Origin of the sequence: Microcoleus sp. SVA1B4 (assembly GCF_036700545.1) — a bacterium.
GTDB lineage: Bacteria > Cyanobacteriota > Cyanobacteriia > Cyanobacteriales > Microcoleaceae > Microcoleus.
This window is the reverse complement of record NZ_JAUBPB010000028.1, coordinates 1-26,086: the sequence shown is the minus strand read 5'-3', so window position 1 is coordinate 26,086 and position 26,086 is coordinate 1. Positions and strand designations below refer to the sequence as shown.

The following is a 26,086-nucleotide window of genomic DNA, read 5'->3' as shown; positions in this document are numbered from 1 at the left end:
AGTTTGAGGCTGTTTAATATCTCAAAAGACTTAACCCACTTTTTCGAGGGAAGAAAGGTACTTATGCTCAAAGCAAAAGGGAAATAGGAGAATCTTTTCTGGGACTTTTTGTGTTTTGGTGGTTAAAAAAATTACAATATTTCTGTGAAATGAGGAAAGTTTGCGCCCGATGGATCTGACTCTGTGCATGATTGTGAAGAATGAAGAGGCAACACTGTCGCGGACTTTGGACAGCGTTAAGGGTGTTGTTGACGAAATGGTGGTGGTGGATACGGGATCGGGCGATCGCACCCGTGAAATTGCCAGAGAATTTGGGGCGAGGGTTTATGACTTTGAATGGTGCGACGACTTCGCAGCGGCGCGCAATGAGTGTCTCAAGCACGCCCAGGGCGACTGGATTTTGGTATTAGATGCCGATGAGGTTTTGGTACCGGAGATTCTACCTCAAATAAAGCCGGCAATTGCGAGCGATCGGCTGCTGCTAATCAATCTCATCCGCCAAGAAATCGGTGCCTCTCAATCTCCCTATTCCCTAGTGTCGCGCTTGTTCCGTAATCGCCTCGATATCCGCTTTTCTCGCCCTTACCACGCCATGGTAGACGACAGCGTGGCTGAGATTTTGCACAGGGAACCAAATTGGAAAATAGCTTCTCTCCCTGATGTGGCGATTTGGCACTCTGGTTATCAAAAAGATGCGATCGCCGCAAAAAGTAAATTCCAAAAAGCTCAAGCAGCCATGGAACGGTATATCGCTTATTATCCAAACGATGCTTATGCTTGTAGCAAATTAGGTGCGCTGTATGTAGAAAGCGGGCAAATCGGGCGGGGAATTAATTTATTAACCAAAGGCTTGACTGCTGCGGCAATTAATGATTCTATTCTTTACGAACTCAACTATCATTTGGGAATTGCATATCGCCAGCAGCAGCAATTTGTTAAAGCAAAAGAACACTATCAAGCGGCAATTAATACAGATGTGTTCCCCGCGCTCAAGTTGGGTGCTTACAATAATTTGGGCAATTTGCTCAAAGATGAAGGAGATTTGAAATCTGCTGAAAAAGCTTACAAAGCAGCTTTAAAAATTGACCCTAATTTTGGAGTAGGTCACTACAATTTAGGATTGACGCTGAAGGCAGCCGGAAATTTAGCAGATGCGATCGCCTATTACCGACAAGCGATAAAAATCGATCCCGAACACGCCGAAGCTCATCAAAACTTGGCAGTAGCCTTGCTCAAAATTGGCAAAATGCCAGAAAGTTTAGCAGAATTCAAAAGAGCGATCGCCCTTCACGAACAGCGCCGCCCCTTTGAAGCAGAACGCCTGCGCCGGGGACTACAAGAAATGGGTTTAATGTAACTGACATCTTGCACCCTCCGTCAAAAACCTGTAGGGGCGGGTTCACCAATAGCTTTAAAGGATACCCAAAGACTCAAAAACCCGCCCACACCCCGCGCTCAAGTTTTTTATTGACAGTTGTGCAAGATATAAGATGTAAGAAATAAAATCAAGCAATTATCTCTACTTTGCCGCTATCCAAATCGTAGCGGCCCCCAACAACTTTAAGCTTGCCCGCTTTGACTGCTTCCGCTAAAATAGGCGACGAGGATTGTAACTTATTTACATTCATTTTCACATTAGCTCTGACTGCGTTATCCCACGCATCGCCTGTTTGACCTTTAGTCGAATCAACTGCCGGTTTAATCGCCGCCACCAAAGTGCTAATGTGACCCGGCACAGCTTTACCATCTAAAGCTGCTTTGACAGCACCGCAGCGTTCGTGACCCAGAATTACTAATAGTGGCACTCCTAATTCTAAGGTGGCATATTCTATATTCCCGAGAACCACATCGTCGAGAAAATTGCCAGCTACTCGAATATCAAATAAGTCGCCTAATCCTTGGTCGAAAATAATTTCGGGAGCAACGCGCGAATCAGAACAAGCCAGGATGGTTGCAAACGGATGTTGACCCTGTGCTACTTCTACAACTCGCGATCGAGCTTGGTCGGGAAATGTCCGTTTTTGCTCAATGTAGCGTTGATTCCCCTCCATCAATTTCTTAAGAGCACTGTTAGGAGTAATGTCAGTAGGAGTAAGGTCAGAGATTGCCTCTGCCTTTGCTGCTTCTGCTTGTAAAAACGCAGGTGCCAAGCTGGCCGCCAGCATCCCTGCACCAGCCCTCAGCATTAAATTCCGTCGCGAAATCATACCTGTTCTTTCGCTTTTAGTCATTGCTTGCAACTCGGTTCAATTGTTTGTATTTGTTAGCATAATATATACCACAAGCTGAGTCAGACTTCTTTGATTTTTCTTTACAAGCTGCTCCGGCACAATATAAACTTCAAAAAAGTAGCCCATTTTTATTTCATTCCTATTTTATTTAGTAAAGTCAACGGCAGTCATCCTTCTGCGGACAGGGATGCTAGAATGTATCTAAAACGACAATTATTTATCAATGGATCGAAATGTCCTACGTCGCCAGCATTCATATCTATCCGGTAAAGTCCCTTGACGGCATAGCAGTCAGTCAAGCAACTATTCTAGCCAGCGGAGCTCTAGAAGGCGATCGCTCTTTTGCAATCTGCGATGCAGCAGGAGAATTGGTTAACACTAAGCACAACAGCGGAGTCCGTTTTCTACGCTTATCTTTTGACCTCAAAAAAAGAATTGCCGGTCTGAAAATTCAAGGCACCGAACAAGAAATATTTTTTCATGTAGATAGAGAACGCTTGGCAATAGAATGTTGGTTGAGCAACTACTTCGGTTTCCCTGTCAAATTAATTGAAAACTTGCTGACAGGTTTTCCCGACAATACCGCTGCACCAGGGCCAAGCATTATCAGTACCGAAACAATTGCCGAAGTTGCATCTTGGTTTCCGAGAGTTTGCGTTAACGAGATGCGCCATCGCTTGCGAGCTAATATTGAAATAGGAGATGTCCCGGCTTTTTGGGAAGACCAACTTTTACCACAAGCCGATGAAATTGTGAGGTTTAAAATAGGGACTGTAATATTTGAAGCTATTAATCCCGGTCATCCCTGTATCCTATCTACGCAAAATTATGCGGCGCAAGCAAGCGATCTAAATTTTAAAAATATACTAACAGCCAAGCAGAAGGAAATTATGCCTGACTTGGTAAAAAAAGGGCATTTAAATCACTTTAGTCGGCTGATAGTTAACACGCGGCTCGCACCTCAACCAGCAGAAAAAATATTACATATAGGAGACGAAGTTCAAATTATCACCGTCAGCAAATCCCTATTTAATACCATTTCTGATTAGTTGTAGGTTATGAGTCCGATCGAGCAGGCGGCAACTCCAAAGTAAGTTGACCTAAAACACCAGTTCTAAAATCGTTTAACATCTGCCGCGCCGTTCGTTCGACATCTCCTTTATACCTGTCTTTTGCTACCTCGTGCAGATAATCTTCACCATTACTAGAGGCTGCATCTAATTTATACCTGGATTTGAAACCAGATAGTGATATCAACGTGTCATCAGTCGCCTCCAGCCCTTGGAGCAAATCTACCATCGCTGCTGCTACTACCTGATTGTCGTAAGCTGCTTCGCCAATATCTTCGCAAATAGCTAATTTTATGGCATTTTCTTGATTGTTAATTCGGGTTGGGATCACTCCGGGGGCGTCTAATAATTCAATTTCGTCAGAAATGCGAATCCATCGCAGCGATTTAGTTACTCCAGCTCTGCGGGCACTGTCTACCACTCTCCGCCCTAACAGCCGATTAATTAAAGCAGATTTTCCGACATTGGGAAATCCCATCACCACTGCACGGACTGGACGGGGCAGCATACCTCGATCGAACCTTCTTTGATTTAGCTGCACCCCAGCATTCTGCACCGCATCCGCCACATCATGTACTCCGTGACCGTGCTCGGCATTAGTAAAATATGCAGTTTCCCCCTGGGACTCAAACCATGTTTCCCACGCCTCGCGCGATCGAGGCGTAATCATATCCATGCGGTTGACGACCAATACTCGCGGCTTGCCGCCCACCCAACTCGGCATTTGGGGGTGATAAGTAGCCAAGGGAATGCGGGCATCTCGGACTTCGAGTACCACATCTACCCGCTTTAGCTGTTCTTTTAATGCCCGTTCAGCTTTCGCAATGTGACCGGGATACCAGTGAATTTTCATTAGTTATTAGTTATTAGTCATTAGTCAGCAGTCATTAGTCAGCAGCCATTAGCCACCAGTCATTAGCCACCAGTCATTAGTCAGCAGCCATTAGCCACCAGTCATTAGCCATTAGTCGCTGTGTCAGGGCGGGTTTACGCATACCCTGGATTTACATAATAGATACGGGTGAACCCGCCCCTACAGAATCTAGGTTTATTTAGTCGGACACGATATAACACGTGACTAATGACTAATAACTAATGACTAATAACTAATGACTAATAACTAAGGCACAATCAAAACTGCACAAGGAGACAGATTGATCACCCGATTGGTAACGCTGTCAGACGCCCCATCATCGGTTAAACCCATCCCCCGACAGCCCATCACAATCAAATCGGCCCCAATTTCGTCAGCCACATCGCAAATCGTGAAAGCAGGTTTGCCTTCCCGTTCGATGATTTCAGCTTCAATTCCCTGCTGGGAAAACATCGATTGGGCCTCAGAAAGAAGTTTGGCGACTGCTTCGGGGGAAGTCATCACCTCTGACGGTGGGGCGTCGCCCTCCTCGGCGGGGGGTTCGACTACCGACAGAATAACTAAACGAGCACCGTAGGTTTTCACAATATTGACAACCTTTTCGGCAGCTTCGCGGGCTTCTCGGCTTTGATCTACAGGAAATAAGACTGTCTTGAACATACTGCACATCTCCGGGACACGGACTCCGATAAAATGTTTAGGTTAAGCCAATCAGTGCCGTTTGTTCCATCTTCCGTTTTTTGTACGGGCGCGGTTGAATGCGTCCGAGGCCGGGGTGCAAGTTACCAGTGCCGCCATTTCAACGGAATTCGACAAAAACACACATATTAGGAGGTTAATCCTGTGACAAAAAAAACTGTAGCAAATTTATCGGCATCGGACTTATCGGGCAAACGGGTATTGGTGCGGGCGGACTTTAACGTGCCGCTCGACAACGGCAATATCACCGATGATACTCGCATCCGGGCGGCTCTGCCGACAATTCAAGATTTAGCGTCCAAGGGCGCTAAGGTGATTTTGTGCAGCCACTTCGGCCGTCCCAAGGGTGTGACGGAGAAGTTGCGCTTGACGCCGGTTGCTGTGCGCCTGTCGGAATTGTTGGGCAAAGAGGTCAAAAAGACTGACGACTGCATCGGTGATGAAGTCGCTGCTACAGTCGCCGCGATGCAAGATGGCGATGTGCTGTTGCTGGAAAATGTCCGCTTCTACCCAGAGGAGGAGGCAAACGACCCAGAATTTGCTAAGAAGTTAGCTTCTGTGGCCGATTTGTATGTCAATGATGCTTTTGGTACTGCTCACCGGGCTCACGCTTCTACTGAGGGCGTTACTAAGTATCTGAGTCCTTCTGTGGCTGGGTTTTTGATGGAGAAGGAACTGCAATATCTCGGCAGTGCGATCGACAATCCGCAACGTCCTTTAGCTGCTATAATCGGCGGTTCTAAGGTTTCCAGCAAGATTGGAGTCATTGAAAAACTGCTCGAAAAGTGCGACAAACTGCTGTTGGGCGGTGGCATGGTTTTCACCTTCTACAAAGCTCGCGGCTTGAACGTGGGCAAGTCTTTGGTGGAAGATGACAAGCTTGAACTGGCTAAGTCTTTGGAAGCTAAGGCGAAGGAACGGGGAGTTGCTTTTCTGTTACCTACTGATGTGGTAGTTGCTGACAAGTTTGCTGCTGATGCTAACACTCAAACTGTCCCTGTTGAAAGCATCCCTGACGGTTGGATGGGTTTGGATATCGGCCCGGATTCAGTAAAAACTTTCCAAGATGCTTTGGCCGATTGCAAAACTGTCATCTGGAACGGGCCGATGGGCGTGTTTGAGATGGAGAAGTTTGCTGTGGGAACTGAAGGTATTGCTCATTCTTTGGCTGGACTTACTAAAACTGGTACTACCACAATTATCGGTGGTGGTGACTCGGTGGCGGCTGTGGAACAGTTGAATTTAGGCGAACAAATGAGCCACATTTCTACTGGTGGCGGTGCTAGTTTGGAGCTGCTCGAAGGTAAGGAATTGCCGGGTGTTGCTGCTTTAGATGAAGCTTAATTAAGTTAAGTAGGGCGGGCTTTGCCCGCCTTGCTGGAAGCAGGTCTATATCTTTGGCTGCGAATCATTTTTTTGAATATTTACCGCAGAGGGCGCAGAGAACGCAGAGGAAGAGAAAAGAGAGAAGGATATCGGTTTTAAGTCTATAGTTTGCTAGTATAATTTGTTTGAAGTAGCAGTGAGGTTTGTTTGTGAAACTTAAACTCTTGGCAACTGTAACGGCAAGTTTAGCTTTGTTTGGGCTGGCAGCTCCCGTTCAAGCTCAAAATCCCGATCATGTTAGGCAATTGCTGGAAACTAAACAGTGCGAAGGCTGTGACTTGAGAAATGCTGATTTGTTCAAGGCTAGCTTGTACAGAGCTAATTTAAGAGGAGCGGATTTAAGCGGAGCAAATCTCTATGAAGCTAATTTGCTGGAAGCGGATTTAAGTGATGCTAATTTGGCAAATGCTAACTTAGTTAATGCGGAGATGTACGGGGCTGAATTGAATGGTGCTAATCTGCGAAATGCGGATTTGTCTAATGCTTTTTTGGGGCGAGCGAATCTGACGAGTGCGGATTTGCGCGGTGCTAAACTTTTTAATGCGAATCTGGGCGAAGCTTATCTGCTGCAAGCTAATTTGTCTAATGCCGATTTGAGACGTTCGCTGCTGTTTAGAGTTAATTTGAATCGTGCGAATTTAAGCGGGGCGGATATGTCTTTCGCGGATGTGCGCGATACTAATTTGCAGAATGCTATTTTGTCAAATACTAGGCTTCCTGGGGCTCAGTTGGCCGGGACAAATATTGATGCGGCGAATAATGTGCGGCAGGGTGATTTGGAACGGGCAAACTTCCGGGGTACGAATTTGGGACCAGGGGTTTGTGTGATAACTAATTATCCTTATTGTGTTTTGAATGTGGAAGAAAAATTTTAGACTCTAGTTTTAGCTCCCAGATGAATCTGTAGAGTAAATCTAAAATCTAAAATCTAAAATCTAAAATCCCCTGGCTGGCGCACCCTAGGTTGATATCCGAGCTAAGTTTGAGGTGGTTTGTATCCTCTTTCTAGGGCAAATCTCACAAGCTGAGCACGATTTTCTAACTGTAATTTGCTGAAAATGCTGCCTAAATGAGCTTGCACAGTCCGGGGGCTAATAAACAGCCGATCGCTAATTTGTTTGTTAGTATAACCCTGGATAACCTCCCAAAAAACTCTTTCTTCGGCTGGTGTTAAAGGCAAAGGTGCAGGTGGTGGCAATACTGCCACAAATTGTGGTTCCACCGCCCTACCGCTAGAAGTTTGCAGCAGTCGGACAATTTCGGCGTGAATGCGGTGAGAGCGCTCTAACTGCGCTTTTACCTTGGCTAAGATTTCTTCAGACTGAAAAGGTTTTACCAGATAATCGTCACCGCCGATCGCATGACCTTCAACTTTTGACTCCAACTCGCCTTGACCCGACAAAAATATAAAGGGGACTAATTGTCCCAAACGGGTAGTTCTCAAACGGCGACAAAACTCAAACCCGTCCATTTCCGGCATCATGACATCTGAAATTACCAAATCTGGGGGGGCATTTTCAAAAATCGAGAGCGCCTCCACCCCTGAATTAGCGCATTCCACCCGATATCCTTGACTTTCCAGGTACATTGCTAAGACTGTTTGACAGTCTGCTTCGTCGTCCACCACTAATATTCTTTCCATGACAGGCTTGCACCAATTCCAGTTGGACAGTTTTTGAAACTGCCAGTCCCAAAGTAGGAACTTAATTGAGTTTACCTCCTGCAACTTGATAAAGGCTCGCAATTTCAACACGCCACACTTTCTCAAATCGTCCGATTAGGGGCGCCTAGCGCATAAAAGGGGAAGCAGTAGAGCAATATGGGGAACAATCTCCTTCTTTGACTCGCCTATCATCAAAAGCTACAAATTTTTATGAGGAAGCGTCCACTTTTATGCAGAAAATAGAAGGTAAAAGAAATAATTTTACCCTATTAAACAGAAATCTTAGTGACACTTATACTATCCCTAGACGCGACATTGAAAGGTTTTTAGATTTTTCTGGTTCGGACACAGGTACAAAAGGGACAACGCGACCAGGTGCTGCTGAGGGCGGCCCGAACAAACTCGGGGCGGCAACCAACATACTTTCAATTATCGCTGCTGGTTCGGGGCGACTGAACAGATACCCCTGCATGATATCGCACTGATGTTGTTTCAAAAAATCTAGTTCTGCTTCTGTTTCCACTCCCTCAGCAATTACGGTCATATTCAAACTGTGACCCAGTAAAATTACTGCTGTAGTAATAGCAGCATTTTGAGGATCTTCGTTGGCATTACGGACGAAAATTCGATCGATCTTTAAACTGTCAAAAGCAAATTGCTTAAGATATCCTAAAGTAGCGTAACCGGTGCCGAAGTCGTCAATAGCAATCCGAATTCCTAGAGCTTTTAGTTGGTTTAAAGTAGCGCCTGCTACTGTCGCATTTTCCACCAAAGCGCTTTCGGTCATTTCTAATTCTAAATTAGCAGGCTCTAAACCTGTAGTTTCCAATATTTGCACGATTCGCGCCTTGAGTTCCGGGTCGGACAACTGCCGGGCCGACAAGTTTACTGATATTGTAAAGGGCGAAAACCCCGCCGCCAGCCAACTAGCGGCTTGAGCGCAAGCTGAAAGCAGTACCCACTCGCCAATCTGAATAATTAAACCTGTTTCTTCTGCTAAGGGAATAAATTCGCAGGGAGAAATTATACCTCGATCGGGATTTTGCCAGCGCACTAAAGCTTCGGCACCGATAACTTGGCCGGTCGCAATATTCACCTGCGGCTGATAATATACCTGAAACTCGCCTTGTGCCAAAGCGTGGCGCAGCAAAGCTTCGAGAGCAAACTTTTCAGGAGAGAGAGTCGTAACCTTGGTGGAGTCGTTAACTAAATCTTTGAGTCTGGCTTCTGCTTGGTGAAGCGCGACTGTCAGCGGTTGAGTAATAGTTTGCCGTTTCAAGACGCGAGAAGCAATGGCCCCCAGCAATTCAGCCTTGGTAAACGGCTTTGTCAGGTAATCGTCGGCTCCCAATTCCATCCCGCGACGAAAATCGGTTTTGTCACTTTGAGCCGTGAGGAAAATAAATGGAATTGTTGCAGCTAGCGAGTTTTGCCGCAGAGTCCGCAACACGTCATAACCGTCGAGTTCCGGCATCTGCACATCGCACAAAATTAAATCCGGTATCTCCGAAAGTGCCATCTGCACTCCAACTCGACCGTTCTCGGCCGCAATGACCCGGTAGCTGTGAGATTCCAGGAGTTGCAGAAGAGTTTCCCGGATTAATTCGTCGTCTTCAATCACCAAAATTTTGAGCATGATACTTAGATAACAGATGGCACTATATATCTGAACCTGACTAACTCTAGCATACTCAAACTAGGGAATTAGTAATTGGGCCAATTAGCCAATAAATGATTAGCCAAATGGCTGAATATTTTCCCTCGGTTCTTAAGTCACAATCAAAGAACTGCCGAAATTGGGAATATCTCGCTCTCTTTCAACAGCAGAAAAGGGCTGCACCCGACTCCTTTGATAAACTTTTATGACAAAATTAGCAATATTTCTCATAAAAAAAATTAGCGAACAGTTTCAGTGCGCCGATGGCGGAAATTACTCAGGCTATCACTTATATGATGTCCGGTTAATTGTTGATAATTAGCCCGTGTTTTTACTGACAAACTAGAGTTTTCTCTCAATGGATGAATCAGGATGCTGCATCCTGATTCATCCAAACAAAGATACTTGCTTTCAGACAACAGTAGTAGAGAGATAAAAATTTTAGATTAAGGTTCAATCTCCCAGATTCATCTGTGAAGTAAATCTAAAATCTAAAATCTAAAATCGACTAAGGGATAACTTAACTATGGATCGCGAATTAAATAACTTACAATTTTAATTGTTATTGTGGGATGGGCGTCCCGCCCGTCTTTTTTGGACGGGCGGGACGCCCATCCCACTTTCAAGAGTGGAAGTTATTTAATTCTCATTCCTATGGTTCTCTAACCGGAAATCCTATTATCCACGGCCTTAATTCACAGGCTTAGTGGAATTGGCGCAAAATTTTTCATCTACAATTGCAGAAGTGATACTGACAGCGTGCATGGATGATGACGGAATTATCAGGTCTCGCGGAACTACCCTGGTCTTTTTACAAACCAGCTCGCTACTGCCTACAGAGGCAAAGTTCCAAGCATAAAATTCGGGAGTGCTGACTGTCGCATTGGCCGGATGTAAACCTAGTGCAGTCACCAATACTAATCCCAAAGTCACTAAAGCTACGATCGCGAATCTCAGCATATTCTTTGTTTGAACCCGACAACTTATCTGATTGGTATTACCTTATTATTGCCTGGGTGGATAGAGAGCGTCAATCGATTTTAGATTTTAGATTTTAGATTTTAGATTTTAGAGGCGACCCCACGGATCAATTCGGGGGCTCCTTTATCGGATACAGGTGTTTTATTTCTGGACGGATGAATCCGGGAGCTTGTATCCTGGATGCTTGATTGTCAATAGCAGTTATTCGGCCGTCAGATTCAACTCGTAAGCGATCGGCTCAGATGCTTGAGAAACTACCACAAATTCATAAAAACCAGTATCATCCAGCAATCCCGACCAACTAAGCCCCTCTGCATCTTCCAGCAAAGCTCGCGCGCCCTTTGTCCGCCCTGGAGTATAAATTGACAGTAGCGTAGATTTGCGCGGTGCTTGCAAATTCACGCGCAAAGTTTGATTTTGAGCCAACCTGGCAATGTAAGCTTTCCCTTCTCCGGGTTTGAGATTGCCTGTGAGGCTTTTGCTCTTCGATAGGCGGTCAAATTCGACGCTTTCGACAGTTGCTCCAGCTTGTAAGGCTTCGAGTTCGTCGGCGGTAATTGCTTGCCAAATTTGTCCGATCGGCAAACCGATGATATTGCGATCGCGCGGCTGTTGTGGAAACCAATAAAAGAACCTAGCATCAGCCAAATCGTACAAAGCCCGACTGCTCAAATTCAGCTTGTTAACCTCAGTTTTCCAGCGATCGATATCAGTGGTGTCGTAAGTGCCCAACCGTGCTCTAGCGTCGCTGCTGAGATTTTCCAGCTTGTCGAGCAACTCGTCGCCGATTTTCTGCCACCTTTCGCGCCACTGGCGATCTTCCTGGCCTTCTTTTAACAATCGTCCCCCCAATTCCGGGTATTTGGCATAGAAAGTCTCGTCCACAAGGTTGACGTAACCGCTATAGAATCGATCGTCAATTTTGAGCTTGACAAAGCGATCTTGCAAAGCATCTTCTTGCTGCTGCTTCGGGCTTGAAGGCTGGGGAACTTTCTGCACTTTTGATTGCAGATTTAACAAAGAATTGCCCGCAAACCAGCCAACTCCCCCCATACTTGAGAGCACCGCCACCACAAACAAAACCATTTTCCAAGCAGGCATTTTTTGCTGATGGCCAATAGCAGCAACTCGCACCGGAGTTCCCGGCAGTTTTGGCGTGGGAGCGGGCACGGGTATCGGCGAGAAATCCGGCGGCTGCGTCATCCCAAAATCCGGGGCTGCTGGCAAAGGTGGCTGTAAAGGCGGATTGCCGGAGAGAGCGAGCATTACCTCGCGAGCCGAGGAATAACGCTGGCTCGGCTGTTGAGCAAGCATTTTATCCAGCACCAGGGACAAATTCGGAGACAGAGAACATTCCGATCGCCAGTTCCAATTCAGGGTATGGCTGTCGAGCAATTGATGCGGTTCCTTCCCCGTCAGCAACACCAAAACCGTGGCCGCCAGAGCGTACAAATCGCTGTGGGGAGAGACGATGCCCATCTGCATCTGTTCGACGGGAGCATAGCCGAGCTTGCCGATGCGAGTCGCGGGGGCGAGAGTGCCGTTAGCCTCAGCGAAAAGAGACTCTACGGTGGCGGCGACTTGTTTTACTCCGCCAAAGTCGATCAGCACGGGCATCCCGTCTGAACTCCGCAGAATCAGGTTGTCAGGGGAGATGTCGCGGTGAATCACTCCCAAAGAGTGAATGTATTCGAGCAGGGGCAAAATCTGGATCAGCAATTGATTGATTTCTGCTTCTATAAACCGCAAACCCTGACGCTTGCGGGCGTCGAGCAGAAAGCGGTAGGTTTGGCCGGGCACGTAGTCTTGGACGAGAAATAGGTAGCCTCGATCGCTGATACTGACGCGGAAAAGTTCGCGGAAGCGCGGGATTTGATTGTGTTGCAGCTTGTAGAGCACTCCCGCTTCCCGCTCGAACAGTTCCTCGGATTTTTGTAAAGCGTAACTTCCATGTACTTGGGGCGCAAATTCTTTTAAAACGCAGGGTTCGTTAAATCGGTGGGCATCTTCAGCGAGGTAGGTGCGCCCGAAGCCTCCGTGTCCCAATTCGCGGACGATGCGGTAGTGGTTGTTGAGAGTTATGCCGGGGTAGATGGGATTGTTCATGGGAACTTGCTGCGTCGGATTTTCACGCTTGACTGAGACTGGGAGTTTTGGGCGATCGCTGAATTAATCTTGCCATAGTGTGTCAGTGTTTATTAGTCGATCGCCAGCTTGGCTATCCCGTGTGGTTATTGTGAAAACAGCGGTTTCGTGCTATGGAAGTTTATCTACTGCGCCATTTTTTCGATCGACCTCAAAATGTGTTCAAATTTTTAGTGTCCAGCCCAATGTGCGATCGGCTCGTTAGCGCTACTAATTGAATCTTGAGCGATCGAGGTGCAAAATACCCATTTTAAGGAGCCAATCATGCAGCCAGAACAGCGTCAGCGAGCAATTGGGGCGTTTGAAGAGTTTTTGAGAGCGCCACTTGAGGAACGATTGCAACACCAGCAGAATCGAGTTGCCGAATCCAGGGCGATCGCGCTTTTTCAAAAAGTCGCGGCCACAGTACCAGCTTACCAGACTTTCCTAACTGAACATAACATCAATCCCACCTCAATTCAAACCTTTGAAGACTTCCAAAAATTGCCGCTAATTACCAAAGAGAATTATTTACGCTGTCACCCGCTACCTCAGTTGTGCTACCACGGTAAATTAGAAACTTGCGATTTCATTGCTGTTTCATCGGGTTCGACAGGAAATCCGACATTTTGGCCGCGTTTTATCAGCGACGAGTTGCAAATTGCTGCTCGTTTTGAACAAATATTTCACGACAGTTTTTACGCCGACAATCGCTCAACTTTAGCTGTGATTTGCTTTGCGTTGGGAACTTGGGTTGGGGGAATGTACACGGCAAATTGCTGCCGCTATCTAGCGAGTAAGGGCTATCCAGTTACAGTTGTGACGCCTGGGAATAATAAGACTGAAATATTCCGAGTTGTGCAGGAACTTGGGGAGCATTTTGAGCAAGTAGTTTTGTTGGGATATCCGCCGTTTATCAAGGATGTGATTGATAGTGGCATTGCTGGGGGTGTGGAGTGGCAAAAATATCGAATTAAGATGGTGTTTGCGGGGGAAGTGTTTAGCGAAGAATGGCGGAGTTTGGTGAGCGATCGCACTAATTCTGACAATCTATATTACAACTCTGCGAGCCTTTACGGTACGGCAGACGCGGGCGTTTTGGGCAACGAGACACCGCTGAGCATTTGCATCCGTCGCTTTTTAGCAAACAATCCCGAAGCAGCACGCAATTTATTCGGGGAATCGCGGTTGCCAACGCTGGTGCAGTACGATCCGAAAAGCCGCTTTTTTGAAGCGAATAATGACGGCACGCTGTTATTTTCTGGCGACAACGGCATCCCGCTAATACGCTATCACATCTCCGATAACGGCGGTTTAATTTGTTACGAAGCAATGCTCAATTTTTTGGCTGAATGGGGATTTAACCCTGTGGCACGTTTGCAGCAAGCAGCAGCTATGAAAGTTTCTGATTTCCCCAGAGGAATTCGCTGCTTGCCCTTTGTGTATGTATTCGGGCGATCCCACTTTACCGTTTCCTACTTCGGTGCTAACATTTACCCGGAAAATGTCACCGTAGGTTTAGAAGTTCCCACGATTCGGGAATGGGTGACTGGAAAATTTGTGCTGCAAGTCAAGGAAGATGCGGATCAAAATCGGTTTTTATCGGTGGTTGTGGAATTAGCAGCGGGGGTGGAGGGCGACGAGGAGATGCAGCAGGCGATCGCATCTTCAATTCTCGCGCAATTGCGGCGGCTAAACAGCGAATTTGCTAATTATGTGCCGCCAGAATATCAGTTACCTGTGGTGACATTAACGGAGACCGGCGATGCGGAGTATTTTCCGATTGGGGTGAAGCACCGATACACGCGGCAATAAGTAGTTTGAATTGATGAGTTATCAGTGTTCAAAAGTCTTGTGTTATTCTATAATTAGGGTAACAGTTGATGGTTCAGCTTAGAATATGCCAGCAAAAGACATATACCACAATACTGTCATAACAGCTCTAGAAAAAGACGGCTGGACGATAACAAACGATCGGTTAACCTTAGAAATTGGCGATCTTTCACTCTTCATCGATTTGGGTGCAGAAAAAATACTGGCTGCCGAAAAGCAAGGTCGCAAAATTGCTGTAGAAGTAAAAAGTTTTTTGAGTGCTTCACCCGTTAAGGACTTAGAAGAAGCTCTGGGACAGTATATTGTCTACGAAGATATCCTAGAGCTTTCGGAACCAGAACGTAAGATATATCTAGCTGTTCGGGAAGAAGTTTATCTAGATATTTTCTCTGAGCCACTGGGGCAACTTTTGTTGCAAAAAAAAAGACTAAAATTAATTGTTTTTGATTCATCAAAGGAGATAATTGTCAGATGGATAGACTAGATGAATATCGCCGATTTATTCAGAAAATCTTAGAGAGTTATGCCCAGATTTCTTACGGACACGGAGAAATTAAAAGCAGCGTTATTGTTGACGGCGAACAAAACAATTTTTTACTAATGCACGATGGCTGGCAAGGGCCTAAAAGAATTCACGATTGTATCGTTCATGTGGAAATTATCGACGGCAAAATCTGGATTCAACAAGATGGTATAGAAACGGGAATTACCGCAGAACTTGTAGAATTAGGAGTGCCTAAAGACAAGATTGTTTTAGGGTTTCATCCGTATCATGTTCGGCAACATACGGGATATGCGATCGCCTAAACCAGCTTAAATACAAGAAGCTTGAATGAAAGGACGATCGCTAAATTGTATCGGGATCAATATTTAATTCTCGCAGTTTCGCGGCCAGGCGATCGGCTCGTTGAGCTTCTTGTCCGGCTCGTTGAGCCTCTTGTCCGGCTCGTTGAGCCTCTTGCTCGGCCCGTTGAGTCTCGCATTCTGCAAATTCTTGAGGAGTCGGCACAAGCTCTCCTTCTGCTGTAAAGAAACGTAATTTTCCGCCACAAATTCCCAAACTCAAATCGAGTTGTTGACTCCGCAGATGCCCGAATTCGTTTGGTGTGATCGGTTGATATTCCCCGTCAAGTAAATGAAACCCAGCTAATTCTAAAGTTTCTGGGTCAAACCAAAAGTAATCGTGAGTGCGAAAAGTATCTTGATAGAGTTGTTTTTTAAAGTTTTTGTCTATATCCGCTGTTTTGGGAGACAGGATTTCAATGATAATATTGGGGTACTTTCCCTCTTCATCCCAAACTACCCAGCTTTTCCGAGTTTTTCGTTCTGTTCCGAGTACAACAAAAAAGTCTGGGCCTCGGAAGTCTTTCGATTTGAGTTGCTTGGGACTGTAATAAATGGTGAGATTTCCAGCAGCATAGAAATCATTTCTATCTCGCCACAGCCATTCTAGACAGTTGAGGAGTAGGATTATTTGTCGGAGATGCAGTTCTGTTTCCACGGGAGGTTCGTCACTGTATAAATCGCCTGAAGGAAAGATAACATTTTCTGGTATCTCTTGTTCTGGTATCTCTTGGGTAGTAGCTAATTCTGCGGTTGCGGACATGGCTGCTGGGTGAGGAGTAAGAGGTTGTGTGTCCATTTTAGCAAGCTTTTCATATCTCTGCCGAGGACTATTCTGAAAGCCCGATCGCGCTTTTTGCCCAAAAACGCGATCGAACACCGAATAATTAGTCTTTAACTATTAGCAATTATCGTTTTATTGACGGTCAGCTTCCCTGAGAGCAGCCAGAATTTCCGGTCGTTTCATGCGCGCGTAGCCCCGAATTTTTCGGTCTTTGCCGATCGCCTTCAACCCTCTCAGCGAAAGAGTTTCGTAGTCATCCTCTGGGGACGGGGACGGAAACGGCAACTCTAACTGCAACTGCGGTAACTGAGGTTTTTGCTGTGCTTTCGACTGCTTTTTCGGCTGCGTTTTTGACTGCTTTTTCGGCGGTGCCTCTGGCTGTGTTTCGGAGTGAGTCGCTACGGCTCCCAGTTGCCTGCGGAGCGTTTCAATTTGATTTTTCAGGTCATTTTCTACGTCTTCAATGGCTTCGGAAACAAACTCATTAATTTTTTGGACTGTGCGTTCTAACTTTGTTGACAGCAGTTTTTCCAGTTCATCCAACTGTCTCAAAGCACCTTCAAGATTTACCTCCGAAATAACAGCCGATGTGGGCGGACGGTTGCTGCTCGATTGTTCAATTTTTTTAGCCATTTTATCTACCTTTTCATTAAATACTTTTTCCACTTGTTCGAGCAAATGCTTAATCTGTTCTATTTGGTTACGCTCAAAGTTCTGCTCCGCTAGAGCTTTTACGTGTTTTTTTAGCAGGTCTTCATTTTTTTTAACAGATTGTTCTATTTGTTTTGTTAGACTATCTACCTTTTTTTGAAATGATAGCTCAAATTGTTGCAGGAGAGTCTCAATTTGTGCAGTTTTCTGAGTCGGTTGCGGAGCTAAATGTTCCATTTCTGCTTGAGCAACAGCTACCTCCTCGTCGGTCATTTCAAATACCCACGCCCACATTTGCTCGATGCCGAGTTCTTTAGCAACAATACACCAATCTGATCCGCAGACAACTTCATATTCTTCTTCGTTGCTGTAAGCTTCTGTAGGGCGTACAATTAAAGGAATCAAGTTGCTGCCTTGCTCGATCAGACTTCTCCTGAGAGCTTCGCGGCGTTCGCGAGGAATTTCGCCCCGATGAGGCTCTGGTACTGCAATTTGGGAAGTGTAAATCTGACTGTGACTAATTGGCTTAATCCGCAAATATTCAACTATTCGGTTTTGATCGGACGATCGATCCATCTTGTTACAAGTCCCCTTTTGTCATTAAAATCTGGTGTGTAGGTATTTATGTATATCGACGCGGTTTCCCGTGGGGTGACATCCCTGGCGATGGCGTCGGGCCCTCGCCCGTGCTACGGCAAAAGTTACTGCAATTCCTAAAAAAAGCGACTGTGATGAGTTTAACTGCCTGTGGGACACCAACGATCCACTGCTTTACTCATCTTTACTTATTTTGGAGTAGAGACTCACTGAGTCAAAGTTGCCAGTAGCCGCAGGATTTGCGAGTTATGAGTATTTTTGCCACTTGTCAATTATTTTAATCATTGTTTTGTCGGTTAACCCTTTAACACGTTCCACCACATTTGCAAATGAGACAAACGGCCGCGCATCTCGCTCTTTGAGTATTATTTGGATTACTGGAAGCTTCAATCCAGCATCTTTCAAATTAGCCGACAGTTGATTTTTCTCTAAAGTATTGAGTGCTTCCAACAGCGACATTGATTCGGAAGCTACGTTTGCAAATTCTGGTATCCTCTCTACCACCATTTTTTCGGGTGGCGAGTCTGCTTTCAACTCATTAATTCTGCTTGCTAACCCAGCTTCAACTAACAGAGGTACTTGTTGTAAGATTCGGTTTTCAATTTCTTGTATACTCTGCGCTAAAACTTGTTGTTCACGGGCGTAGTCGGCTTTTAATTCATTGATTTGACTTGCAAACAAGGCTTGAATATTCGTTAGTCGCTGTTCTAAACTAGATGAATCTTCGGTAGTTTCATTTTCACCTAAATGAGGGACTTCGACTAAAGAAACCGGGTTTTTGATTGAATCTGCAGGCTGTGACGAAGTATTTTCCTCAAAAAACCCGGTTTCTGGGTTCTCAACTAAATTTTCAGTTTTGGCTGATTTCCTCAGCGCTTGAACTTGCTCTAAAAGCAATTCTTCATTTTCGGGTTCAAGAATAAATGCTCCGATTGTCTCGCCTTTTTGAGGGTGAATTTCCCTGGCTTTCGCAGCAGCGTAGTATTCAAAGTCTCCGTCTACTATCTCGTAGGCATCCATACCGTTGCGGCGGACAATTATGGGGTTGATCAATCCTCCTAATTCTAAAATCAGTTGCGCCAGTTTCTCCAAATCCGGCTCTGCAAAATTGGAACGGGGCACTGCGGATGTAATTTTTTTAACTGCAACCAGTGACGGAGATAATTTTTTCATTAGTTTTTACCTATTTTTTCCAAAACTTCGAGTGCTAGCATTTCAAATTCTTGGGATGCGATAGAATCAGGCTTAAAGTCTAGCACTGAAATCGGATCGGCGATTTCCATATTTCCCACGATTTGAAATTGTTCTGCACACTTTGCTAAATCGTCTCTCTCGTAAATTACGCTGTCCATGATTTCAAAGCCGTAGCGTTTGGGAATTGCCTCCCTCCGCTTGGGCAAACTGTACTGTACAAATTTAACATTAGTTGAAATTTTGCAAGGGAGGACGCCTAAAACTTCTAGTGGTTTCTTGCCAATTTGTTTTTTGAATCCGTTAACTTTTTTAATAAAATCCTTGACATTAATCAGTCCTTGATTGGCAAAAGGTTTTAAGTCAGAAGGAATAATTAAATAATCCGCCGCAATTAGAGCAACTCTCGCATAAAAATTCAAAGATGGCGGCGTATCGATCAGTACAAGATCATATTTATCCTGTACTTCTGCTAGTTTTTGAATTAAAATCATTCGGCTGTAATCTAGTTGATTGAGTTCCGTTTCATATTGCATTAAATCAATATGGGAAGGAATCACATCAATTTCGGGATGGCAAAAATTAGACTTGCGAGCTACTTCTGCGATGGAGAAAAAGTCTTCTGATTGCAAAACTTGAAGAATATTATTATCTTTCAAATCGTCTTGTTCTTCATCCTCAAATTTAACTAAACCTGTCGCAAAGGTTGTATTCGCTTGACTATCTAAGTCAATCACCAAGACTCTCTTACCTTTCTTGCTCAGCGCCGCAGCTAAATTGACTACTGTTGTAGTTTTGCCAACGCCGCCTTTGTTATGGTAAACTGCAATGATTTTCATAATATTTTGAGTTTTTTGGGGAACGGTTACATCGGATTTAACTTGAGGCTTAACTGGATTATTTTCAGGTATTTGTTCCGGTTCAGAGATTTGACTTGGCTGAGCTTTTGCGGTGGCGGGATTGTGGGGCTGTACTGGGACTTCGCTAATTAACTCAGGACTAACCAAATTAATTTTATTATCTTCCAGTTCTAGATGAACGGGAGTTTTTATAGGTTTTAAAGTATTTCTGCCAATTAAAGCGATAATTTCATCAATTCTATTTTCAATGTCTTGTCCAGCACACTTAAAGACTGGCTCAATATCATCGGCGACTCTTTGGTAAATTCTAATTTCTTTACCGTTAGTTATGAGTCCGTAGCGGATACTCAAACTTGTTAAATAGCGATTGAGTTTTCGCAGGTGGCGGTCTAAATTTTCCTTGGGATGTTTAGCCTCCATGACTACACTCATCGGCGAGTCTGTCTCGACAACTATGGGGATAACTTGGGTGGCAAATGAGAGGAAGTCTAGACGAATATTCCCAAATGCGATTTCTTGGTGCCAAGTGTCGGGCGTATAGCCTAACTTTGGTAGCAGATAGCTGACAATGAGTTTGCTTTCTACTTCGCTTTCGTTGCGACAGTTATTGGGATTGAAAGTCATTCGATTTTAGATTTTAGATTTTAGATTTTAGATTGGGAATGACTGATTTAATAATGGTAGGGATTGTGATATTGACAGTAGGGCGCGCATTCCGTCCTTTACAAAGGCTACGAATTGTAATATCGAAAAACCCGGTTGTGTTTGACAAACCGGGTTTTTCTGGCATTTATCGCGCTTCAAAATTACTTGTTTTGAGCGTTAAATTCCTGCAATGTTTGATAGCCACCAGCGGGATTGTACAAGTGACAGTTGTCGGCAATCCGCTTCATTAAAGACCAAGAAAATTCTGTTTCGTAGAGATGATCTTGCCAGTTTTCCTTTAAGCTGCTGTGGGCGAGGCGCAAATTGTACCAGGGAATAGCAGTTGAAAGGTGGTGGGGAACGTGGACGTTAATGTCGTGGCACAGAAACTCTACCCAGCGGGGATAATCGCAGTGAACTGTTCCCGATAGTTGCGCTTGGGCTTCGTTCCATTCTTCGGGTTCTTGAAATGAAATGTCTGGTGCTGTGTGGTGGACGATCGTAAAAGTGCTCATCCAGAAATGGTAAACCAGCCAGGGCATCAACCAAAATTTGACAAATCCCCAAATGCCTGTGGTTGCAATTAAAATCGGAAATCCGATCGCAGCACCGATTAACACCACTAAGACAGAAAACCGCACTTGTTCTTGTTTCTGTTGACCTTTGAAGCGCCACCACATAAAGTGTACTTTTGCCCAGTGGGCGATCGAGCCGATCCACCACATCCGACCGAAAATTAAACTATAAGCTATTTGTAAAGCCTTGGGAGCAGCAGCGTAGTCTTCTGCTGTCATCGGTTGCCAAGCATTATCTTCGCCAATTTTATTGGTGTGCTTGTGGTGGTAATTGTGGCCGTGCCGCCATGCGTGAAACGGATAAATTAACGGCAGAAAAGCAATATGTCCGACTAAATCGTTTACCCAGCGGCGGTTAGCAAATGACCGGTGCCCGCAGTCATGGCCGATCACAAAAAAACCGGTTAATCCGGTGCCTGTGAAAATCCACATTAGGGGCAGTAGATACCAAGGCGATACTGCTAAGCCCCAATAACCGACAGCAACTAGCAAAACGTTGACGATGACTTTTGTCCAAGCTTTGCGGGGGTTTTTGACGAATACTTCCCGCGGCAGGGTTTTGAGAATATCTTTGAGGCGCAGGTTGGAGGCGTCACTTGCGGATGTCAAATTTAGTGGTTTTTCGATCGATGCTGTCATAAATTGATTTCGATTCTCCGTATGCCATGACGATGGCTTAACAAAATTAGCGCATAAAAAAGCGCAGTAAAAGGTCAGCTCGTTGCCAGCAAGCAGCAGACGAGTTGAGCTGTAGGCAAGCGCGTTTTAGCAAATGCTAGCGATCGCTATCCGCAGTTAGGAATTTCTAGCACTTTTGGCAAAAAATACTGCGGGTAGCAAAACCTTCGTTTTTATAACACAGGGGCAGGACAATTAGCATTAGGCGCTATTGTCTGCTAATTGCTCTTGCTGCCAGAAACCGGGTCGAGAGCGGGCAAGCCAGCGATCGACCGTTGCTGTTTGAGGCTTTGCACTTCCAGCAGCAAGGATTCGATTTCTGCTTGCAAGTGCAGGAACTTAACTTGCTGATCTGCTTGGTAGGGGCACTTTACCAAATCTACTTTGCGGGCAAAAGTGGTCGATAGGGTAGAAGAACTAGCCATTTCGGGGTTGCTCGCGGCGACTTGAGGCCGGGAAAGAGTGGATGAATTATTTGACATTAGTAATTGAGTAGACATATCTACACATTCACACCATTAAGTTACTTTAACCTGAACCGATCGTATTAAACATCAAATTAACCGATCGAGCTAAAATTAGTGTAAATTCCTTAGCCATTGCCTAAAACCATTGACATCGTGACCCTGATCCTACCTGCTACAGACTCTGCTGCTAACTCCGCTGCCCGCGCCGCCGAGCCGAAACGCTACGGCTGGCCCGGCTTGATCGAAGCTTATCGCCCCTACCTGCCGGTGACGGAAACCACGCCGGTAGTGACCCTCCAAGAAGGCAATACTCCCTTGATTCCAGCACCTGCGATCGCCTCTCTCATCGGTAGAGACGTGCGCGTCTTGGTGAAATACGACGGCCTCAACCCCACTGGTAGTTTCAAAGACCGGGGGATGACAATGGCGATTTCCAAGGCGAAGGAAGCTGGTGCCAAAGCTGTAATTTGCGCCAGTACCGGCAATACTTCGGCCTCTGCCGCCGCCTACGCCAGACGCGGGGGGATGCGAGCTTTTGTGTTAATTCCCGAAGGTTACGTGGCTTTGGGCAAGCTGGCGCAAGCTTTGCTTTACGGTGCGGAAGTCATTTCGATTGGGGGAAACTTCGATCGGGCCTTAGAAATTGTCCGCGAAATGGCTGTTAACTACCCCGTGACATTGGTCAACTCCGTGAATCCTTACCGCTTGGAAGGTCAAAAAACCGGAGCTTTTGAAGTCGTTGACGCTTTAGGCGACGCCCCCGACTGGCTGTGCATTCCCGTGGGAAATGCGGGAAACATCACAGCATACTGGATGGGTTTTTGTCAATACCACCAAGCCAAAAAATGTTCGCGCTTGCCGCAGATGATGGGATTTCAAGCCGCCGGGGCTGCACCGTTGGTAACGGGATCACCGGTATCGCACCCAGAAACCCTGGCGACAGCAATTCGGATCGGCAACCCGGCTAGCTGGAAACAGGCGATCGCAGCTTCCGAAGCCAGCCGCGGCAGTTTTGCTGCAGTCACCGACGCCGAAATTCTCGACGCTTACCGTTTGTTAGCATCGCAGGAAGGAATTTTCTGCGAACCAGCAAGTGCAGCTTCTGTGGCCGGTTTGCTGAAGGTAAAAGACCAAGTTCCGACTGGGGCGACGGTAGTTTGCGTGCTGACTGGTAACGGTTTGAAAGACCCGGATACCGCAATTAATCACAGCAACAATCTATTTAAAAGCGGCATTGCTCCGACTTTGGATGCAGTAGCTGGGGCGATGGGATTTTAAGAAGTTAGTTGGCAGTTGTCAGTTGTCAGTTGTCAGTTGTGTTCTTTGTGTCCTCTGTGATTCATTTAAACTAAGATATTGCACCGGCGGTCAACAACCTGTAGGGGCGGGTTCACCAACAATATCTAACAAGTACCAACCATCTGAATAAACCCGCCCCCACCCAACAGTAAATCGCAATCTACCTCTTTTAACATACAAGGGGCGGGTTCACCAACAATATCTAACAAGTACCCACAATCTGAATAAACCCGCCCCCACCCAACAGTAAATCGCAATCTACCTCTTTTAAGATACAAGGGGCTGCTTACTCAATAGCTTTCAAGGATACAAAAAGACTAAAAAAGCCGCCCCCACCCCGCGCGAAAGTCCTCGATTGATATTGTTGTAAGATATCAGTTTAAATTCACATCTTGCACCAATATAAGAAACAGGCAAGATGCCTGTTCCACTCTTAGTTAAAATCTCTTGTGCGGTGGGCCGAAGAACCCGCCCGTAAGCCCATCGAAACAGGCAAGATGCCTGTTCCACAAAATATAAATTTTCTTGTGGAACAGGCATCTTGCCTGTTCATAAAAGGCTAATTGAGAATGGTGCAACATCTCAGTATCAATAAACTCCTGTGAACTCACTTTTTTATCAATAAACTCAGCGAGACAATTTTGTCATTATCTTATGACCAAACCTACTGCAACCCTGTTAATTGCCTGTCCCGATCGCAAAGGACTCGTCGCCTTACTTGCCAATTTTATCGCATCCCACAACGGCAATATCATCCACGCGGATCACCATACAGATTTTACCGCCGGATTATTTCTGAGCCGGCTAGAATGGCAATTAGATGATTTTGACTTAACCACCGAACAAATAACACCTGCTTTTAGTGAAATTGCCAAGGACTTACAAGCCAATTGGCAATTGCATTTCTCTCATAAAATTCGACGCATCGCAATCTGGGTAAGCCGTCAAGATCATTGTTTATTAGACTTGATTTGGCGACAGCGAGCGCAAGAAATCAGAGGTGAAATTCCGCTGATAATCAGCAACCATGAAAATTTAAAGCCCATTGCCGCACAATACGGTATCGACTTTGAGTATATTCCCATTACTAAAGACAATAAAGCTATTCAAGAAGCACAACAGTTAGAACTTCTTAAAAAATATAAAATTGATTTAGTAGTTTTGGCTAAGTATATGCAAATTTTGAGTCAAGACTTTATCAGAAAATTTCCCAATGTGATTAATATTCACCATTCATTTTTACCCGCATTTGTGGGTGCAAATCCCTACGAAAGGGCTTATGAAAGAGGGGTGAAAATTATCGGTGCAACAGCCCACTATGTTACACCGGATTTAGATGCTGGCCCGATTATTGAACAAGATGTTGTGCGCGTCAGTCACCGCGATGAAGTCTCTGATTTGATTCGCAAAGGTAAAGATTTAGAAAGGGTTGTGTTAGCAAGAGCGGTGCGATATCATTTACAAAATCGTGTTTTAGTTTATGGCAATCGGACTGTGGTTTTTGCTTGAAAGTTAGGTATCATATCAATCCTGGTTTGTTACTCCTTCGATCGCTCGGCGAGTGAGATTAATTCCGGTGTGCGATCGCAGTGCAGCGAATCCCAAAGTTTTCTCAAGTTGAGATTTTTCATTAATTGTGATGCTGTTAAGATTTTCCGTTGTCGTCAAATTGCGATCGCCCTTGAGTCAATTTTCGCAAAGAGCGGCCCCTACGACGAGGTTTCGGAACTTTACTTTTGCCTGCGGGCAATCCTTCACGCTGCTGGGAGCGATCGCCATCTGTCTCTTCGCTTTGATCGTGCAACAAGATGTTCCGCGTGGGATAAGGCAAATCGAGGCCGTTTTCCACATATAGCTTTTTTTTAATAGCACAAATTACCTTGTCGCGCGATCGCAAATCGTCAATTCGGCGCGGCGGAGCAATCCACCACCGAACGCGGATATTGACGGTACTTTCTGTTAACTCCATCGCCAGCACATCGGGTGCAGGAGCTTTCAAAACCTCCTTCAGGCTGTACAGTGCTTCCAGGATTAACTGCTTGGCGTGGTCAATATCGTCGCCGTAACCAATACTAATATCGTATTCCATGCGGCGTTTATCGAAAGCAGTATTCACAGTCACCGTATTCGTAAACAATTCGGCATTAGGAATGACAATCCGCCGACCATCATAGGTTTCGATTGTTGTAGCGCGCGTCTCAATATTTTCTACCGTTCCCTCAAAGTTTTTAAACACAATTTGGTCATCGATTCGGAACGGTTCCGTCAACAGAATTAGGATACCTGCTAAGAAGTTTTGCAATATCTCGCGAAAGGCAAAACCAATCGCCACCCCGCTAATTCCCAGCAGTTGCACCAAATCGCCAGCTTTCAATGTGGGAATTATAATCGAAAGAGAAATAAACAGACCAACTAGAACGATCAGACTCTGGGCTAACCGTCCTAACACCAGCCCCAAATTTCGAGCTTGGTGGTGCTTGCGGGTAACTCGCCTGACCACTCTCTTAATTTGCCGACCCACAAAGTAAAAAATTGCAAAGACAATTAACGCCAGCACAATATTAGGCAGCATGATCAGAAAGCCGTCGATCATGCTCTGAATCTTTTTCCAGACTATGGATATCTCTGCCTTCATGAAGTTTCCTCACGCATCAGTCGTTGTCGATAGTAGTAGAATTTAGCTGGATTAAGTTCTATCTAAAGACTGTAGGTTGGTACGACGCGAGGAAGATTTTTTGGCAGTCCTCAAAATTTTGAATGCGGATTATAGGTTGAGATATAGTACAGTTACATCAATTAGTAGATTATCCGTAGATGCGGAATAATAAAAAAGCTGATAGATTAATGCAGCCTAATTGCAGTTAAGGCAAAAACAACACATCGGTAACTAAATCCCATCTGCTAAGGAATGAGAATTAAATAACTTCCACTCTTGAAAGTGGGATGGGCGTCCCGCCCGTCCAAAAAGGACGGGCGGG

General features: G+C 45.4%; 25 protein-coding genes. 9 read left to right on the top strand and 16 right to left on the bottom strand.

Annotated elements, in window-relative coordinates; translation table 11 throughout:
• The first annotated feature begins 169 nt into the window (after positions 1 to 169).
• Positions 170 to 1,357, top strand: a complete 1,188-nt coding sequence (locus QT987_RS14935; protein WP_333241287.1) for a tetratricopeptide repeat protein — start codon at positions 170 to 172, stop codon at positions 1,355 to 1,357.
• Positions 1,358 to 1,505: 148 nt separating this feature from the next.
• Here the strand turns inward: QT987_RS14935 and QT987_RS14930 are convergent, their stop codons facing one another.
• A complete protein-coding gene (locus tag QT987_RS14930) occupies positions 1,506 to 2,231 on the bottom strand; it encodes a carbonic anhydrase (RefSeq protein ID WP_333241283.1) in 726 nt (241 codons plus the stop codon).
• Between the two features lie 233 nt (positions 2,232 to 2,464).
• Here QT987_RS14930 and QT987_RS14925 point away from each other — a divergent pair, with 233 nt between their 5' ends.
• Positions 2,465 to 3,280, top strand: a complete 816-nt coding sequence (locus QT987_RS14925) for an MOSC N-terminal beta barrel domain-containing protein (RefSeq protein ID WP_333241280.1) — start codon at positions 2,465 to 2,467, stop codon at positions 3,278 to 3,280.
• Between the two features lie 7 nt (positions 3,281 to 3,287).
• Here QT987_RS14925 and ylqF read toward each other — a convergent pair whose 3' ends face one another.
• Positions 3,288 to 4,154: a ribosome biogenesis GTPase YlqF gene (gene ylqF, locus QT987_RS14920; protein ID WP_333241278.1), complete on the bottom strand. Its 867-nt coding sequence runs from the start codon at positions 4,152 to 4,154 to the stop codon at positions 3,288 to 3,290.
• 267 nt (positions 4,155 to 4,421) lie between these two features.
• Complete coding sequence (locus QT987_RS14915; protein ID WP_333052813.1) at positions 4,422 to 4,835, bottom strand: universal stress protein; 414 nt, start codon at positions 4,833 to 4,835, stop codon at positions 4,422 to 4,424.
• 183 nt (positions 4,836 to 5,018) lie between these two features.
• Here QT987_RS14915 and QT987_RS14910 point away from each other — a divergent pair, with 183 nt between their 5' ends.
• Positions 5,019 to 6,218 (top strand): phosphoglycerate kinase, encoded by a 1,200-nt coding sequence (locus tag QT987_RS14910; protein WP_333052811.1) that lies wholly within the window; start codon positions 5,019 to 5,021, stop codon positions 6,216 to 6,218.
• Positions 6,219 to 6,409: 191 nt separating this feature from the next.
• Positions 6,410 to 7,135, top strand: coding sequence for a pentapeptide repeat-containing protein (locus QT987_RS14905; protein ID WP_333241276.1), 726 nt, complete (start codon positions 6,410 to 6,412; stop codon positions 7,133 to 7,135).
• A 101-nt stretch (positions 7,136 to 7,236) separates the two neighbouring features.
• Here the strand turns inward: QT987_RS14905 and QT987_RS14900 are convergent, their stop codons facing one another.
• From QT987_RS14900 to QT987_RS14885, 4 genes are all read right to left on the bottom strand, one after another.
• Positions 7,237 to 7,902: a response regulator gene (locus QT987_RS14900; RefSeq protein WP_333052928.1), complete on the bottom strand. Its 666-nt coding sequence runs from the start codon at positions 7,900 to 7,902 to the stop codon at positions 7,237 to 7,239.
• A gap of 313 nt (positions 7,903 to 8,215) precedes the next feature.
• On the bottom strand, positions 8,216 to 9,559 hold the full coding sequence (locus tag QT987_RS14895) for an EAL domain-containing response regulator (protein ID WP_333052809.1): 1,344 nt from the start codon (positions 9,557 to 9,559) through the stop codon (positions 8,216 to 8,218).
• 711 nt (positions 9,560 to 10,270) lie between these two features.
• On the bottom strand, positions 10,271 to 10,540 hold the full coding sequence (locus QT987_RS14890) for a hypothetical protein (RefSeq protein ID WP_333052807.1): 270 nt from the start codon (positions 10,538 to 10,540) through the stop codon (positions 10,271 to 10,273).
• A 222-nt stretch (positions 10,541 to 10,762) separates the two neighbouring features.
• Positions 10,763 to 12,667 (bottom strand): serine/threonine-protein kinase, encoded by a 1,905-nt coding sequence (locus QT987_RS14885; protein WP_333241273.1) that lies wholly within the window; start codon positions 12,665 to 12,667, stop codon positions 10,763 to 10,765.
• A 303-nt stretch (positions 12,668 to 12,970) separates the two neighbouring features.
• Between QT987_RS14885 and QT987_RS14880 the strand changes: the two genes are divergently transcribed.
• The 3 genes from QT987_RS14880 (at position 12,971) to QT987_RS14870 (ending at position 15,325) form a co-directional block, all read left to right on the top strand.
• Entirely contained in the window at positions 12,971 to 14,500 is a 1,530-nt protein-coding gene (locus QT987_RS14880; protein WP_333241271.1) for a phenylacetate--CoA ligase family protein, read from the top strand.
• A gap of 85 nt (positions 14,501 to 14,585) precedes the next feature.
• Positions 14,586 to 15,002 carry an element excision factor XisH family protein gene (locus QT987_RS14875; protein ID WP_333241268.1) on the top strand — a complete coding sequence of 139 codons (417 nt, stop codon included), beginning with the start codon at positions 14,586 to 14,588 and terminating at the stop codon, positions 15,000 to 15,002.
• On the top strand, positions 14,990 to 15,325 hold the full coding sequence (locus QT987_RS14870) for a XisI protein (protein ID WP_333241265.1): 336 nt from the start codon (positions 14,990 to 14,992) through the stop codon (positions 15,323 to 15,325). Before QT987_RS14875 ends, QT987_RS14870 begins: the two co-directional genes overlap by 13 nt.
• A gap of 40 nt (positions 15,326 to 15,365) precedes the next feature.
• Here QT987_RS14870 and QT987_RS14865 read toward each other — a convergent pair whose 3' ends face one another.
• The 6 genes from QT987_RS14865 to QT987_RS14840 form a co-directional block, all read right to left on the bottom strand.
• On the bottom strand, positions 15,366 to 16,124 hold the full coding sequence (locus QT987_RS14865) for a Uma2 family endonuclease (protein WP_333241393.1): 759 nt from the start codon (positions 16,122 to 16,124) through the stop codon (positions 15,366 to 15,368).
• A gap of 153 nt (positions 16,125 to 16,277) precedes the next feature.
• Entirely contained in the window at positions 16,278 to 17,372 is a 1,095-nt protein-coding gene (locus QT987_RS14860; RefSeq protein ID WP_333241263.1) for a Rho termination factor (modular protein), read from the bottom strand.
• A 267-nt stretch (positions 17,373 to 17,639) separates the two neighbouring features.
• Positions 17,640 to 18,566 (bottom strand): ParB N-terminal domain-containing protein, encoded by a 927-nt coding sequence (locus QT987_RS14855; RefSeq protein WP_333241260.1) that lies wholly within the window; start codon positions 18,564 to 18,566, stop codon positions 17,640 to 17,642.
• Positions 18,566 to 20,068, bottom strand: coding sequence for an AAA family ATPase (locus tag QT987_RS14850; protein WP_333241257.1), 1,503 nt, complete (start codon positions 20,066 to 20,068; stop codon positions 18,566 to 18,568). The genes QT987_RS14855 and QT987_RS14850 overlap by 1 nt, the downstream gene beginning before the upstream one ends.
• Before the next feature lie 182 nt (positions 20,069 to 20,250).
• Entirely contained in the window at positions 20,251 to 21,303 is a 1,053-nt protein-coding gene (locus tag QT987_RS14845; RefSeq protein WP_333241254.1) for a fatty acid desaturase, read from the bottom strand.
• 257 nt (positions 21,304 to 21,560) lie between these two features.
• Positions 21,561 to 21,842 (bottom strand): hypothetical protein, encoded by a 282-nt coding sequence (locus QT987_RS14840; protein WP_333241252.1) that lies wholly within the window; start codon positions 21,840 to 21,842, stop codon positions 21,561 to 21,563.
• A 120-nt stretch (positions 21,843 to 21,962) separates the two neighbouring features.
• On the opposite strand from QT987_RS14840, the gene thrC reads away from it, so the two are divergent.
• The gene (thrC, locus tag QT987_RS14835; protein ID WP_333303005.1) at positions 21,963 to 23,087 is read left to right on the top strand and encodes a threonine synthase; all 1,125 of its coding nucleotides are present in this window, start codon (positions 21,963 to 21,965) and stop codon (positions 23,085 to 23,087) included.
• A gap of 321 nt (positions 23,088 to 23,408) precedes the next feature.
• Here the strand turns inward: thrC and QT987_RS14830 are convergent, their stop codons facing one another.
• Positions 23,409 to 23,648: a hypothetical protein gene (locus QT987_RS14830; protein WP_333241248.1), complete on the bottom strand. Its 240-nt coding sequence runs from the start codon at positions 23,646 to 23,648 to the stop codon at positions 23,409 to 23,411.
• Between the two features lie 114 nt (positions 23,649 to 23,762).
• On the opposite strand from QT987_RS14830, the gene purU reads away from it, so the two are divergent.
• A complete protein-coding gene (gene purU, locus QT987_RS14825; RefSeq protein WP_333241245.1) occupies positions 23,763 to 24,617 on the top strand; it encodes a formyltetrahydrofolate deformylase in 855 nt (284 codons plus the stop codon).
• Between the two features lie 15 nt (positions 24,618 to 24,632).
• Here the strand turns inward: purU and QT987_RS14820 are convergent, their stop codons facing one another.
• Together QT987_RS14820 and QT987_RS14815 are read right to left on the bottom strand one after the other, a co-directional pair.
• Complete coding sequence (locus tag QT987_RS14820; RefSeq protein WP_333241242.1) at positions 24,633 to 24,776, bottom strand: hypothetical protein; 144 nt, start codon at positions 24,774 to 24,776, stop codon at positions 24,633 to 24,635.
• Positions 24,754 to 25,743, bottom strand: coding sequence for a mechanosensitive ion channel family protein (locus QT987_RS14815; protein WP_333241240.1), 990 nt, complete (start codon positions 25,741 to 25,743; stop codon positions 24,754 to 24,756). The genes QT987_RS14820 and QT987_RS14815 overlap by 23 nt, the downstream gene beginning before the upstream one ends.
• Positions 25,744 to 26,086: the final 343 nt, after the last annotated feature.

Bases quoted from the DNA above. Each gene is read 5' to 3' on its own strand.
- QT987_RS14935 (WP_333241287.1), top strand. From the start codon at position 170: ATGGATCTGACTCTGTGCATGATTGTGAAGAATGAAGAGGCAACACTG.
- QT987_RS14930 (WP_333241283.1), bottom strand. From the start codon at position 2,231: ATGACTAAAAGCGAAAGAACAGGTATGATTTCGCGACGGAATTTAATG.
- QT987_RS14925 (WP_333241280.1), top strand. From the start codon at position 2,465: ATGTCCTACGTCGCCAGCATTCATATCTATCCGGTAAAGTCCCTTGAC.
- ylqF (WP_333241278.1), bottom strand. From the start codon at position 4,154: ATGAAAATTCACTGGTATCCCGGTCACATTGCGAAAGCTGAACGGGCA.
- QT987_RS14915 (WP_333052813.1), bottom strand. From the start codon at position 4,835: ATGTTCAAGACAGTCTTATTTCCTGTAGATCAAAGCCGAGAAGCCCGC.
- QT987_RS14900 (WP_333052928.1), bottom strand. From the start codon at position 7,902: ATGGAAAGAATATTAGTGGTGGACGACGAAGCAGACTGTCAAACAGTC.
- QT987_RS14895 (WP_333052809.1), bottom strand. From the start codon at position 9,559: ATGCTCAAAATTTTGGTGATTGAAGACGACGAATTAATCCGGGAAACT.
- QT987_RS14890 (WP_333052807.1), bottom strand. From the start codon at position 10,540: ATGCTGAGATTCGCGATCGTAGCTTTAGTGACTTTGGGATTAGTATTG.
- QT987_RS14885 (WP_333241273.1), bottom strand. From the start codon at position 12,667: ATGAACAATCCCATCTACCCCGGCATAACTCTCAACAACCACTACCGC.
- QT987_RS14880 (WP_333241271.1), top strand. From the start codon at position 12,971: ATGCAGCCAGAACAGCGTCAGCGAGCAATTGGGGCGTTTGAAGAGTTT.
- QT987_RS14875 (WP_333241268.1), top strand. From the start codon at position 14,586: ATGCCAGCAAAAGACATATACCACAATACTGTCATAACAGCTCTAGAA.
- QT987_RS14870 (WP_333241265.1), top strand. From the start codon at position 14,990: ATGGATAGACTAGATGAATATCGCCGATTTATTCAGAAAATCTTAGAG.
- QT987_RS14865 (WP_333241393.1), bottom strand. From the start codon at position 16,124: ATGTCCGCAACCGCAGAATTAGCTACTACCCAAGAGATACCAGAACAA.
- QT987_RS14860 (WP_333241263.1), bottom strand. From the start codon at position 17,372: ATGGATCGATCGTCCGATCAAAACCGAATAGTTGAATATTTGCGGATT.
- QT987_RS14855 (WP_333241260.1), bottom strand. From the start codon at position 18,566: ATGAAAAAATTATCTCCGTCACTGGTTGCAGTTAAAAAAATTACATCC.
- QT987_RS14850 (WP_333241257.1), bottom strand. From the start codon at position 20,068: ATGACTTTCAATCCCAATAACTGTCGCAACGAAAGCGAAGTAGAAAGC.
- QT987_RS14845 (WP_333241254.1), bottom strand. From the start codon at position 21,303: ATGACAGCATCGATCGAAAAACCACTAAATTTGACATCCGCAAGTGAC.
- QT987_RS14840 (WP_333241252.1), bottom strand. From the start codon at position 21,842: ATGTCTACTCAATTACTAATGTCAAATAATTCATCCACTCTTTCCCGG.
- QT987_RS14830 (WP_333241248.1), bottom strand. From the start codon at position 23,648: ATGCCTGTTCCACAAGAAAATTTATATTTTGTGGAACAGGCATCTTGC.
- purU (WP_333241245.1), top strand. From the start codon at position 23,763: ATGACCAAACCTACTGCAACCCTGTTAATTGCCTGTCCCGATCGCAAA.
- QT987_RS14815 (WP_333241240.1), bottom strand. From the start codon at position 25,743: ATGAAGGCAGAGATATCCATAGTCTGGAAAAAGATTCAGAGCATGATC.